The sequence below is a fragment of the Bradyrhizobium sp. WYCCWR 13022 genome (assembly GCF_030435535.1).
Classification (GTDB): Bacteria; Pseudomonadota; Alphaproteobacteria; order Rhizobiales; family Xanthobacteraceae; genus Bradyrhizobium.
This window is the reverse complement of the sequence record NZ_JAUIZJ010000048.1, coordinates 58396-70628: the sequence shown is the minus strand read 5'-3', so window position 1 is coordinate 70628 and position 12233 is coordinate 58396. Positions and strand designations below refer to the sequence as shown.

General features: G+C 63.8%; 15 protein-coding genes. 1 reads left to right on the top strand and 14 read right to left on the bottom strand.

The genetic code is table 11. From position 1 onward, the window contains the following. Nucleotides 1-3: 3 nt before the first annotated feature. The gene (locus tag QY049_RS37220) at nucleotides 4-381 is read right to left on the bottom strand and encodes a helix-turn-helix domain-containing protein (RefSeq protein ID WP_301270551.1); all 378 of its coding nucleotides are present in this window, start codon (nucleotides 379-381) and stop codon (nucleotides 4-6) included. Between the two features lie 121 nt (nucleotides 382-502). Here QY049_RS37220 and QY049_RS37215 point away from each other — a divergent pair, with 121 nt between their 5' ends. Beyond that, entirely contained in the window at nucleotides 503-1516 is a 1014-nt protein-coding gene (locus QY049_RS37215) for a zinc-binding alcohol dehydrogenase family protein (protein ID WP_194482274.1), read from the top strand. A 54-nt stretch (nucleotides 1517-1570) separates the two neighbouring features. Here QY049_RS37215 and hisC read toward each other — a convergent pair whose 3' ends face one another. The 13 genes from hisC to rpsE all read right to left on the bottom strand — a co-directional run bounded on the left by hisC (nucleotide 1571) and on the right by rpsE (nucleotide 12203). After that, the gene (hisC, locus tag QY049_RS37210) at nucleotides 1571-2629 is read right to left on the bottom strand and encodes a histidinol-phosphate transaminase (protein WP_301270550.1); all 1059 of its coding nucleotides are present in this window, start codon (nucleotides 2627-2629) and stop codon (nucleotides 1571-1573) included. Nucleotides 2630-2631: 2 nt separating this feature from the next. Further along, a complete protein-coding gene (locus QY049_RS37205) occupies nucleotides 2632-3942 on the bottom strand; it encodes a chloride channel protein (RefSeq protein WP_301270549.1) in 1311 nt (436 codons plus the stop codon). 57 nt (nucleotides 3943-3999) lie between these two features. Further along, the gene (locus QY049_RS37200) at nucleotides 4000-4296 is read right to left on the bottom strand and encodes a DUF1330 domain-containing protein (protein WP_194482271.1); all 297 of its coding nucleotides are present in this window, start codon (nucleotides 4294-4296) and stop codon (nucleotides 4000-4002) included. A gap of 9 nt (nucleotides 4297-4305) precedes the next feature. After that, nucleotides 4306-5094, bottom strand: a complete 789-nt coding sequence (locus QY049_RS37195; protein WP_301270548.1) for an SDR family NAD(P)-dependent oxidoreductase — start codon at nucleotides 5092-5094, stop codon at nucleotides 4306-4308. A gap of 322 nt (nucleotides 5095-5416) precedes the next feature. Then, on the bottom strand, nucleotides 5417-5833 hold the full coding sequence (gene rplQ, locus QY049_RS37190; RefSeq protein ID WP_057745449.1) for a 50S ribosomal protein L17: 417 nt from the start codon (nucleotides 5831-5833) through the stop codon (nucleotides 5417-5419). Nucleotides 5834-5998: 165 nt separating this feature from the next. Further along, nucleotides 5999-7030 carry a DNA-directed RNA polymerase subunit alpha gene (locus QY049_RS37185; protein WP_194482269.1) on the bottom strand — a complete coding sequence of 344 codons (1032 nt, stop codon included), beginning with the start codon at nucleotides 7028-7030 and terminating at the stop codon, nucleotides 5999-6001. 112 nt (nucleotides 7031-7142) lie between these two features. Next, a complete protein-coding gene (rpsK, locus tag QY049_RS37180) occupies nucleotides 7143-7532 on the bottom strand; it encodes a 30S ribosomal protein S11 (protein WP_007603045.1) in 390 nt (129 codons plus the stop codon). Nucleotides 7533-7654: 122 nt separating this feature from the next. After that, nucleotides 7655-8023 (bottom strand): 30S ribosomal protein S13, encoded by a 369-nt coding sequence (rpsM, locus tag QY049_RS37175; RefSeq protein WP_301270547.1) that lies wholly within the window; start codon nucleotides 8021-8023, stop codon nucleotides 7655-7657. A gap of 188 nt (nucleotides 8024-8211) precedes the next feature. Next, nucleotides 8212-9057, bottom strand: coding sequence for an adenylate kinase (locus tag QY049_RS37170; protein ID WP_301270716.1), 846 nt, complete (start codon nucleotides 9055-9057; stop codon nucleotides 8212-8214). A gap of 276 nt (nucleotides 9058-9333) precedes the next feature. Further along, on the bottom strand, nucleotides 9334-10665 hold the full coding sequence (gene secY, locus QY049_RS37165) for a preprotein translocase subunit SecY (RefSeq protein ID WP_092228451.1): 1332 nt from the start codon (nucleotides 10663-10665) through the stop codon (nucleotides 9334-9336). Nucleotides 10666-10815: 150 nt separating this feature from the next. Continuing rightward, nucleotides 10816-11301, bottom strand: a complete 486-nt coding sequence (rplO, locus tag QY049_RS37160) for a 50S ribosomal protein L15 (RefSeq protein WP_258766516.1) — start codon at nucleotides 11299-11301, stop codon at nucleotides 10816-10818. A 76-nt stretch (nucleotides 11302-11377) separates the two neighbouring features. Then, a complete protein-coding gene (rpmD, locus tag QY049_RS37155) occupies nucleotides 11378-11584 on the bottom strand; it encodes a 50S ribosomal protein L30 (RefSeq protein WP_092294155.1) in 207 nt (68 codons plus the stop codon). A 25-nt stretch (nucleotides 11585-11609) separates the two neighbouring features. Then, nucleotides 11610-12203, bottom strand: a complete 594-nt coding sequence (gene rpsE, locus QY049_RS37150; RefSeq protein ID WP_194482266.1) for a 30S ribosomal protein S5 — start codon at nucleotides 12201-12203, stop codon at nucleotides 11610-11612. Nucleotides 12204-12233 lie beyond the last annotated feature (30 nt).

Here is a 12233-nt window from a genome sequence, read left to right as displayed (position 1 = left end):
ATATCACGCCGCGCGCTTCGCCTTCTTCACGACCACCGGCGGCGGCGCACAGGACAGCCGTTGCTGGTGGCTCTCGCCCCAGGCCTTGAGAATGTCGATCACCGGCCGCAGGCTCTCGCCGAGCTCGGACAGGCAATATTCCACCCGCGGCGGCACCTCGGCATAGACCTTGCGGATGACGAGCTTGTCCTCCTCCAGCGCGCGAAGCTGCTTGGTCAGCATCCGCTGGGTGATGCCGGGCATCATGCGGCGCAGTTCGCCGAAGCGCTGGGTGCCGCTCTGGAGGTGATAGAGGATCACGCCCTTCCATTTGCCGTCGATCAGATCCAGCGTCGCCTCGACCGAGCAGCCCGGACGACGGGCAAGATTACGCCGCTTCATCTGCATTTTCCCAATAGTATACAAACAGGGACTATATCCCCAAACGTACAGTACTTGCCAAATGGGAGCCAGCGCGACAATTAGAGCGGCAGGCGAATTCGCCATCTGATGGAGACAAGCCATGAAGGCCGTCGGCTACAGGAAGTCGCTTCCGATCGACGATCGGGACGCGCTGATCGATTTCGAGACCGCCAAGCCGGAGCCCAGGGGACGCGACATCCGCGTCGCTGTGAAGGCGATCTCGGCCAATCCGGTCGATTACAAGGTACGCAAGCGCGCCGCCCCGCCCGAAGGCGAGACCAAGATCCTGGGGTATGACGCAGCCGGCGTGGTCGACGCCGTCGGCCCCGAGGTCACGCTGTTCAAGCCCGGAGACGAGGTGTTTTACGCGGGCTCGATCCTGCGCCAGGGCACCAATTCGGAATTCCATCTGGTTGACGAACGTATCGTCGGCAACAAACCGAAATCGCTCTCGTTCGCGCAGGCCGCAGCCCTTCCCCTCACCTCCATCACCGCCTGGGAATTGCTGTTCGACCGCCTCGGTGCGGTCCCAGGCAAAAGCGTCGATCCGCGCACGCTCTTGATCACCGGTGGCGCCGGCGGTGTCGGCTCGATCCTGATCCAGCTGGCACGCCGGCTCACCGGCCTCACCGTGGTTGCGACCGCGACGCGGCCGGAATCGCAGAAATGGTGCCTCGATCTCGGCGCGCATGCGGTAATCGATCACGGCAAGCCGATGAGGGAGCAGATCGAGAAGCTGAAGCTGCCGCCGGTCGCGCTGGTGGCGAGCCTCACCTTCACCGATCAGCACTATAAGGGCATCGCCGAGTTGATGGCGCCGCAAGGGCGCTTCGGCCTGATCGACGATCCTCCTGAGTTCACCATGAGCACCTTCAAGGGCAAGGCGATCTCGGTGCACTGGGAATCGATGTTCACGCGCTCCTCGTTCCAGACGCCCGACATGATCGCGCAGCATCACCTGCTCAACGACGTCGCCGACCTCATCGACAAGGGCGTGCTGCGCACCACGCTCGACCAGACCTTCGGCACGATCAACGCCACCAATCTCAAGCGCGCACATGTACTGCTCGAGAGCGGCAAGTCGCGCGGCAAGATCGTGCTGGAGGGGTGGTAGGCAAGTCTCTCGCAAGGTGGGCAAAGGCGCTTGCGCCGTGCCCACCGTTCTTAGTTATCCCATGATCCGGGACAAGGCCGACAACATCGGGTCGATCTGCTCATCCGTGCCCACGGTGATCCGCAGATAGTCCGATATCCGAGGTGCGGAGAAGTGGCGGACGATCACCGCCTGCTCCCGCAGCGCCGCTGCAAGGGCAGCCCCCCGATGCGCGGGATGGCGCGCGAAGACGAAGTTTGCCAGCGACGGCAGCACCTCGAAGCCAGCGCCCTTGAGTCCACGGGTCAACCGCTCCCTGCCCTCGATCACGCGAAGGCGGCTCTGCTGGAAATAGGCTTCGTCCTCGAGCGAGGCGATCGCGCCGGCCTGAGCCGGCCGGCCAAGCGGATATGAATTGAAGCTGTCCTTCACGCGGGTCAGCGCATCGATCAGATCGGCATCGCCGATCGCATATCCGACCCGAAGCCCGGCCAGCGCACGCGACTTCGACATGGTCTGCACGACCAGCAGATTGCGATGGGACGCGACCAGCGGAATCGCGGTCTCGGCGCCGAAATCGACATAGGCCTCGTCGACGACCACGGGCACATCCGGATGCTCTTCAAGCAGCGTTATGATCTCGGCGCGCGGCAGCGCGATCCCCGTCGGCGCATTCGGATTGGGGATGATGATCGCACCGGCCGGCCGGCGATAGTCGGCAACGCGGATCCGCATGGCCTGATCGAGCGGCACGGTCTCGTGGGCGATGCCGAACAGGCGACAATAGACCGGATAGAAACTGTAGGTGATATCCGGAAACAGCAGCGGCGCATCGTGCTTCAGCAGGGCGACGAAGGCATGCGCGAGCACCTCGTCCGAGCCATTGCCGACAAACACCTGCTCGGGGCTCACGCCGTGATAGGCGGCCAGGGTCGCCCGCAGCGCGGTGGCCTGCGGGTCCGGATAGAGACGCAGCGTATCGGCCGCCGCCTCGCGAATCGCCTCCAGCGCACGCGACGACGGACCAAGCGGGTTCTCATTGGTGTTCAGCTTGACGAGGTCTGTCATACGGGGCTGTTCGCCCGGCACGTAGGGCTTCAACTCATGGGTCAAGCTGCTCCAGAAACGGCTCATCGTCACTCCCCCTCACGCGAACGCGTCGCCCGCTCGACAAAGCCTTTTGCCAGCGCGTGATAGATACCCTCCTCACAGATCATCCGCGAGACGAAATGCGCGATCAGTGCGGCCGTCATCAACGGCACGACCATGCCGTGATTGTCGGTCATCTCGGTCACGATCACGAAGGCGGTGATCGGCGCCTGCACGACGCCGGCGAAATACGAGACCATACCGAGCAGCATGATCGCGCCGAGCGGCGCGTCGTGGAAGAGCGCCGCGATGTTACTGCCGATGCCGGCACCGACCGCCAGCGAGGGCGAGAAGATGCCGCCGGGAATGCCGCTAATCGCGGCGAAGGTGGTCGCCAGAAGCTTGAGCACGCCAAAATCTCGAGGCAGCGGCGTACCGTGCTCCAGCGCCGTCTTCACCTGCTCATAGCCCGTGCCATAGATCGTATCGCCGGACACCAGGCCGCAGATCGCAACGGCGAGACCGCAAGCACACGCGAACCAGAGCGGGTGGCCCTTGATCGCACGTCCGAGCGGGGTCTTGAAACCGCGCGCCAAGGCGATGACGATCCGGCTGAACAGGCCGCCGGCGAGGCCACCGACCACCCCACAAAGCGGAACGGCCAGCCAGTCGGCGCCACGCGAAAGCGACATCGCGCTGCTGCCGAAATAGGCGTAGTTGCCGGCCAGCGCGAGCGAGGTCAGGCCGGCCGCGATGACCGCCGCGATGATGAGGCTGGATGTTCGGGTCTCGAACGCGCGGCTCATTTCCTCGATGCCGAAGACAATTCCCGCAAGCGGCGTGTTGAAGGCCGCGGCGACGCCCGCGGCGGCACCGGCGAGGATCAACCCGGGCTGGCGGCGCGGCGAGACACGCCCGAGCGCGAACATGATCGAGGCGCCGACCTGAACAGTCGGCCCTTCCCGCCCCACCGAGCCGCCGCAAAGGAGGCCGAACAGCGTGAGGATAATCTTGCCGATTGCAATCCGGATCGAGACCAGGCTCTCGCGCGCACTTTGATCGGTCAGATGCCGCGCGGCAATCGCCTGCGGAATGCCGCTTCCTTGCGCGTTCGGAAACAGGCGGATGGTCAGATAGGCCGACAGCATGAATCCGAGCGGCGTCACCGCCAGCACGGCATAGCGCGACTTGCCAAGCAGGAGCGCAAAGGCGTGCTGCGCGAGATCAGCGAGCTGCGCCAGCGCCACGGCCGCAGCGCCGACCCCGATCCCCCCGAGCAGAAAGATTGCCCGTCGCTGCCATCGCGCAGACGTCAGCCTGAACAGGCGCTTGTGGCGGGTCGAGAGGGGACGGAACATGGAGCCCCTGTTTTAGCCGGTCGGGCTCCGAATTAAAGCGGCAAGTGGGCAGACCAGCTAGTCCGGAACCACGCCCTCGACGAACAGCAACCGGCGTTCCAGTGCGCCGGCGCGGATCTTCAACGCCTCGGCGTATTCCGGCGAGGCATACCATTCCTTGAGCCTCGCCATCGACGGAAATTCGACGACGACGATGGCCCTCGGCGGAAGGTTGCCTTCCGCCAGCTCCGCCTTGCCGCCACGAACGAGATATCGCCCACCATATTGCGCGATCGTCTTCGCCGCGAGCGCGCGATAGGCCTCGAAACCATCGAGATCGCGCATCTCGACTTCGGAAATCACATACGCCGTCATGCGCCCCTCTTACGCAATCGTATTGACGATGCCGCCTTCGGCGCGCAGTGCCGCACCGTTGGTGGCGGATGCCTCTTTCGAGGCGACATAGACCACCATGTTGGCAATCTCGTCGACGCTGGCAAAACGCTGGATCAGCGAGCTCGGGCGGTGTTGCTTGACGAAATTGGCGGCGGCCTCGTCGACCGATTGCCCGTTCTGCCTGGCCAGATCCCTCACGAAGGTTTCGACGCCTTCGGACATGGTCGGGCCAGGCAGCACCGAGTTCACCGTGACGCCGCTGCCCCGGGTGAGCTGCGCGAGGCCACGCGCGACCGCGAGCTGGGCCGTCTTGCTCGTGCCGTAGTGGATCATCTCGACGGGAATGTTGAGACCCGATTCCGAGGAGATGAAGACGATGCGGCCCCAGTTGCGCTCGAGCATGCCCTTCATGTAAGCGCGCGACAGCCGCACGCCGCTCATCACGTTGACCTCGAAGAATCGACTCCAATCCTCGTCCGGAATCTCGAAGAAGTCCTTCGGCTCGAAGATGCCGGCGTTGTTGATGAGGATGTCGACCTCGGGCAGCGCCGCCACCAGCGCCTTGCAGCCTGCCGAAGTCGAAACGTCGGCGGCGATGCCGCGCACCCTGGCGCCGGTCGCTTCCAGCTTGTGCACGGCTGCATCGACCTTGTCCCGGCTACGCCCGTTGATCACGACGCTCGCGCCCGAGCCGGCAAGACCCTTGGCGATTGCGTGGCCGATGCCGGCGGTCGAGCCGGTCACGAGGGCGGTCTTTCCGGAAAGGTCGATCTTCATCAGTCAATCTCCATTGCTGTTGACGGAGATATCGTGCGCTGCACACGCAGCTTCAATCGTCCCTCACCGACGCGTGAGGATTGAGCTTTTCGGCGGTAGCGTCCGGACAAACGCGACGATGGCATCGAGATCCTGGGCCGTCATGGTGGCGCAGCCAGCATAGGCCATCGGCGGCTTCAGCTTGCGACCGTCGCGCGCGATGCCTTGCGCAATCGCACGTTTGATTTCGTCATCATCGTGCGCAGCACGAGAAATGGCTGCCGGATGTAAAAAAAGCGGCGCCCCAGGGGCGCCGCTTCTGAAACGCTGATTGCGAGTCGGCTTACGCCGCCTCGGCTTCCTTCGCCTGCACCGGACCGGAGTCCTGGCCCTTGGCATCGACGTCGCGATCGACGAACTCGATCACGGCCATCGCGGCGTTGTCGCCGTAGCGGAAGCCGGCCTTGATGATCCTGGTGTAGCCACCCTGGCGATCCTTGTAGCGGGGCGCCAGCACGTCGAACAGCTTCTTGACCTGGTCCTTGTCGCGCATCTCGGAGATGGCCTGGCGACGCATGGAGAGGCCGCCCTTCTTGCCGAGGGTGACGAGCTTCTCGACGATCGGACGAAGCTCCTTGGCCTTGGGCAGCGTGGTGACGATCTGCTCGTGCTTGATCAGCGCGGCCGCCATGTTGGCGAACATCGCGCGGCGGTGCTCGGCCGTGCGGTTGAGCTTCCGATGAACCTTGCCGTGACGCATGTGTGTAGTCCTTACTTAAAACTGCCGCGACGGTTCGTCGGACATGTTGCTCAGGTGGGCTGCCTGCGTTCGCCCTGGTCGGTCATTCCGGACGCCGCGAAGCGACGATCCGGAATCTCGAGGTTCCGGTTCGATGCTCGCGCATCGCCCCGGAACGACGAATTCTCAGTAGTGATCTTCGAAGCGCTTGGCGAGCTCGTCGATGTTCTCCGGCGGCCAGCCCGGCACTTCCATGCCGAGGTGCAGACCCATCTGGGCCAGCACTTCCTTGATTTCGTTCAGCGACTTGCGGCCGAAGTTCGGGGTGCGGAGCATTTCCGCTTCGCTCTTCTGCACGAGGTCGCCGATGTAGACGATGTTGTCGTTCTTCAGGCAGTTGGCCGAACGCACCGACAGCTCGAGCTCGTCCACCTTCTTGAGGAAGGCCGGGTTGAAGGCGAGGTCCGGGATGATCTCCTGGGCGACTTCCTTGCGCGGCTCTTCGAAGTTGACGAACACGTTGAGCTGATCCTGCAGGATGCGGGCGGCGTAAGCCACCGAATCATCCGGCGAGATGGCGCCGTTGGTCTCGATCGTCATGGTCAGCTTGTCGTAGTCGAGGATCTGGCCCTCGCGGGTGTTCTCGACCTTGTAGGAGACCTTGCGGACGGGCGAGTACAGGCTGTCGACCGGGATCAGGCCGATCGGTGCATCCTCAGGACGGTTGCGCTCGGCGGGCACATAGCCCTTGCCGGTCGCGACCGTGAACTCCATGCGGATCTCGGCGCCCTCGTCGAGCGTGCAGATCTGGAGGTCAGGGTTCAGCACGGTGACATCGCCGACGGTCTGGATGTCGCCGGCCGTGACGACGCCCGGGCCGCTCTTCTTCACGACCATGCGCTTGGGGCCTTCGCCCTGCATCTTGATCGAGATGTCCTTGATGTTCAGCACGATGTCGGTGACGTCCTCACGGACGCCCGCGATCGAGGAGAACTCGTGCAGCACGCCGTCGATGTGCACCGACTGCACCGCCGCGCCCTGAAGCGAGGAGAGCAGGATGCGACGCAGCGCGTTGCCGAGGGTCTGGCCGAAACCACGCTCGAGCGGCTCGGCAACGATGGTCGCGAAGCGCGACGGATCGCTGCCGGGCGTGACCTGGAGCTTGTTCGGCCGAATCAGTTCTTGCCAATTTTTCTGGATCGTCACTGTTTCACCCATACAGGCCAGTCGATTTGAAAAATTCAAATACTGGCGTTGGAGAAAGGCCGCAGATCAAACCCGCGGCTTCTTAAAAAAGCATCGCGGGCACCACAGCGCCCGCAACTTCGCATCAGACGCGCCGGCGCTTGCGCGGACGGCAACCGTTGTGCGGGATCGTGGTCACGTCGCGGATCGAGGTGACGGTGAAGCCCGCGGCCTGGAGCGCACGGAGCGCCGACTCACGGCCCGAACCGGGACCGGCGACCTCGACTTCCAGCGTACGCATGCCGTGTTCCTGCGCCTTCTTGGAGACGTCCTCGGCAGCAACCTGCGCAGCATACGGGGTCGACTTGCGCGAGCCCTTGAAGCCCATCGTGCCGGCGGAGGACCAGGCAATCGTGTTGCCCTGCGCATCGGTGATGGTGATGGTCGTGTTGTTGAAGGACGAGTTCACGTGCGCGACGCCGGAGGCGATGTTCTTGCGCTCACGACGACGAACGCGGGTGGCTTCCTTGCCCATAGAGTACCTTTCCTGAAGATCTCAAACGCCGCCGTAATGCCAGCGGCTACACCTGATGGAACGAAAGGCGCGTGGCGAACGGGCTTCCCCTATCGCCACACGCCGCGATTGGATTCGAAAACTTACTTCTTCTTGCCGGCGATGGCCTTGGCCGGGCCCTTGCGCGTACGCGCATTGGTGTGGGTGCGCTGGCCGCGCACCGGCAGACCGCGACGATGGCGCAGGCCGCGATAGCAGCCGAGGTCCATCAGACGCTTGATGTTGATACCGACTTCGCGACGCAGATCGCCCTCGACGAGATAGTCGCGGTCGATCACTTCGCGGATCTGAAGCACCTCGGCGTCGCTGAGCTGATTGACGCGACGATCCTTGGGGATCTTCACCTTTTCAAGGATCTCACCAGCGATCTTCTGGCCGATGCCATGGATGTACTGGAGCGCGATCAGCACGCGCTTGTTGGTCGGAATGTTCACGCCGGCAATACGGGCCACGGCCTTCTCTCCTGTTGCCGATCCCTCGTCAGGAATCGGGCTTTAAGTGCTTGTGTTTCTCGGGCAGGTGTTCACAAACGCGAACACGACGCCCACCCCTGGTCTTCCTGGGGCCCGGCATCGTTTGAAACTATCCGACTTGGATGCGGGGCTTATTAAGGGATTCAGGGGGCTTCCGTCAACCGCCGCTAGCGCCTGGCTCGCTTTTTCGTGACCTTTTTTACGGCCTTTTTGGCACCCTTTTTGACGGCCTTCTTGGCGGTCTTTTTGACCGTCTTCCTGGCCGCCCTTTTTGCGCCCTTCACGGCTTTTTTGGCCGATTTGGCAGCCTTTTTGGTCGATTTCGCCGCCTTTTTGGCCGATTTCTTCGCCGCCTTCACCTTCCTTACCGCCTTCTTCGCGGGCGCCGCCTTGGCCGCGCTGCGGGCATGGGTCTTTGGCTCGACCGCGCCCAGCGCCAGAAGCTGGCGGTGGATGGCACGGGTGACCTCGTCAATGGCCATCATGCCGTCGATCGTCGATAGCTTCCGACGCTCGGAATAATAGTGAATCAGCGGTTCCGTCTGGCTGCGGTAGCTGGCGAGCCGCTTGGTCAGGACCTCCGGGGTGTCGTCGAGCCGGACCTCCTCCCCGCGCTCCCGCATCTGGGCGACGCGGGTCTCGACGCGGCTCAACAGCGCGCTCTCGTTGACGCGGAGCTCGATCACGGCGTCGAGCTTGAGATGCTTGTGCCTGAGCAAATCATCCAGCGCTGCGGCCTGCGGCACGGTGCGCGGGAAACCGTCCAGGATGAATCCATTTTTCGCGTCGGGCTGGTCGATGCGGTCGGAGATGATTCCCACCACGACGTCGTCGGGCACGAGTCCGCCGCTGGCCATGATCTCCTTGGCCTTCAGCCCGACCGGCGTCCCCGCCGCGACGGCTGCACGCAACATTTCGCCGGTCGAGAGCTGGACGATACCGTAGCGCTGCACCAGCAGCTGCGCCTGGGTCCCCTTGCCCGATCCCGGCGGTCCCAGAAGTATAATTCTCATTGCGTACGCCCCCCCGGATTGGTGAGCGACAGATCGCGCACCTGTGTTTGAAAATTCAGTAACAGTGCAAATCATAATCAGCGCCGCACCGCTACCCATATCATAAGGGAGCAAACGCCCGGACGCCAAGACAGCTTTGAAATCAGTGATTGCGCTGCATCGAGAGCAGCTCTGCCGGCGCGACCGAACCGTTGTCGATCGCCTTCCGAAGGCGCCGCGCGTCGCTCGCGCGGCGAATCGACGGCGCAGGCGCGCCGCCTTGGAGGACGCCGCGGCTTAGCGGCGGCGGCCTCGCAGCTTCGACTTGCGGATCAGGCCCTCATACTGATGAGCCAGCAGATAACCCTGCACCTGCGCCACCGTGTCCATGGTGACGCTGACCACGATCAGCAGCGAGGTGCCGCCGAAGTAGAACGGCACCGACGCGTAGGAGATCAGGATCTCCGGGATCAAGCAGACGATCGCGAGATAGATCGCACCGAGCACGGTGATGCGCGAGAGCACGTAGTCGATGTATTCCGCGGTGCGCTCGCCCGGCCGGATGCCCGGGATGAAGCCGCCATGCTTCTTCAGATTGTCCGCGGTCTCGGTCGGGTTGAACACGATCGCGGTGTAGAAGAAGGCGAAGAACACGATCAGCGCGAGATAGAGCACCAGGAACAGCGGACGGCCGTGGCCGAGCTGGGTGGTGATCCACTGGAACCACTCCGGCCCCTTGCCTGCGTTGAAGTTCGCAACCGTGGTCGGCAAGAGGAGCAGCGAGGACGCGAAGATCGGCGGGATCACGCCCGAGGTGTTGAGCTTGAGCGGCAGATGCGAGGACTGCCCCTCGAACATCTTGTTGCCGACCTGGCGCTTCGGATACTGGATCAGCAGCCGGCGCTGTGCGCGCTCCATGAACACGATGAAGGCGATCACGGCGACCGCCATCACGATCACGACCAGGATCAGGCCGGTCGACATCGCACCCTGACGGCCGAGCTCGAGCATGTTGGCGAGAGCCGCGGGCAGCTCGGCGACGATGCCGGAGAGAATGATCAGCGAGATGCCGTTGCCGATGCCGCGCGAGGTGATCTGCTCGCCCAGCCACATCAGGAACATGGTGCCGCCGGTCAGTGTGATCGCGGTGGAGAGACGGAAGAACATGCCGGGGTCGCTGACGACATTGCCGGCACCTTCGAGGCCGACCGCGATGCCGTAGGACTGGAATGCGGCCAGGATCACCGTGAGGTAGCGGGTGTACTGGTTCAGCGTCTTGCGGCCCGCCTCACCCTCCTTCTTCAGCGCCTCGAGCTGCGGCGAGACGGTGGTGAGGAGCTGGATGATGATCGAGGCCGAAATGTACGGCATGATGTTCAGCGCGAAGATCGCCATGCGGTGGATGCCGCCGCCGGCGAACATGTTGAACATGCCGAGGATGCCGCCCGCCTGCGACTTGAACACCTGCTCCCAGATGTTGGGATCGATGCCGGGCAGCGGGATGTAGGTTCCGAGCCGATAAACGAGCAGCGCACCCAGCGTGAACCAGATGCGCTTCTTCAGTTCGTCGGCCTTGGCAAACGCGCCGAAATTGAGATTGGCTGCCAGTTGTTCCGCTGCTGAGGCCATATTGGACTTTCTCCCGCCGCCTGTTGCGCCGTCATACCCGCGGCCGGGCTATTCTAGCGGACGCCGGACATTATCTGGGGCTTCGGCTTCGATAAGTCCATCGTCCCGCCTGCGTAAAGGCCCGCGAGGCGCGGGCCAATGACGCAGTTGTTACGCCGCCTCGCCTTCTTCCTTGGCAGGGGCGAGGATCTTCACCGAACCGCCGGCCTTCTCGACCGCCTCGATCGCGGACTTGGTGGCCCCATGGACTTCGATGTTCAGCTTGGCCTTGAGCTCGCCGCGGCCGAGCAGCCGCAGGCCGCCCTTGGCGCGGCGCAGCACGCCGGCCTTCACCAGGGCCTCGACGTTCACGACGCTGCCGGCTTCGAGCTTCTTGGCATCGACCGCATCCTGGAGACGGTCGAGATTGATCTCGGCGTACTCGACGCGGAAGATGTTGTTGAAGCCGCGCTTGGGCAGACGGCGATGCATCGGCATCTGACCGCCTTCGAAACCCTTGATGCGCACGCCCGAACGCGCGGTCTGGCCCTTGCCGCCGCGGCCGGACTGCTTGCCCTTGCCCGAACCGATGCCACGGCCGACGCGCATGCGCTTCTTGCGCGAGCCGGCGTTGTCGGCGATATCGCTGAGCTTCATCGCCCTGCTCCTTGTGTTTTGCGCATGATCTGGTCCGAAAACCGGGATCCACTTTTCGGGATCATGCGCGCAAATTTTACTTCTCGTCGACGATGCGAACGAGATGGTGAACCTTTTCGATCATGCCGCGCACGGCCGGGGTGTCCGGCAGTTCGCTGGTGCGGCCGATCTTGTTGAGCTTGAGCCCGATCAGCGTCGAACGCTGCGAGTGATGGCGGCGGATCGCGCTGCCAGTCTGCTCGAGCTTGATCGTCTTTGCGGACTTAGCGGCGTCCTTGGCCATCGTGGTCTACTCCGAAAAACGTTGGTTAGTCCGCAGCCGCCTCGGCATCGCCGCCGACGCGACGACCCTGGAGGGTGGACACCTTGATGTTGCGGCGCGCCGCGACCGAACGCGGGCTGTCCTGGTGCTTGAGCGCATCGAAGGTCGCGCGAACCATGTTGTACGGGTTCGACGAGCCGATCGACTTCGCGACCACGTCCTGGACGCCGAGCGTCTCGAACACGGCGCGCATCGGGCCGCCGGCGATGATGCCGGTACCGGCCGGAGCGGCACGCAGGTAGACACGGCCCGCGCCATGACGGCCGGCGATGTCGTGATGCAGCGTACGGCCCTCGCGCAGCGACACGCGGGTCAGGTTGCGCTTGGCGGACTCGGTGGCCTTGCGGATCGCCTCAGGCACTTCGCGCGCCTTGCCGTGACCGAAGCCGGCGCGGCCCTTCTGATCGCCGATCACGACCAGCGCCGCGAAACCGAAGCGCTTGCCGCCCTTGACGACCTTGGCCACGCGGTTGATGTGGACCAGCTTGTCGACGAACTCGCTGTCGCGCTCCTCGCGCTCCTTGCGTTCACGCCCGCCGCCGCGTTGATCGCGTCCACCACGTTGTTCGCGTTCTGCCATTTTTCCAATCCTTCAGAGGCTTGCGCCTCA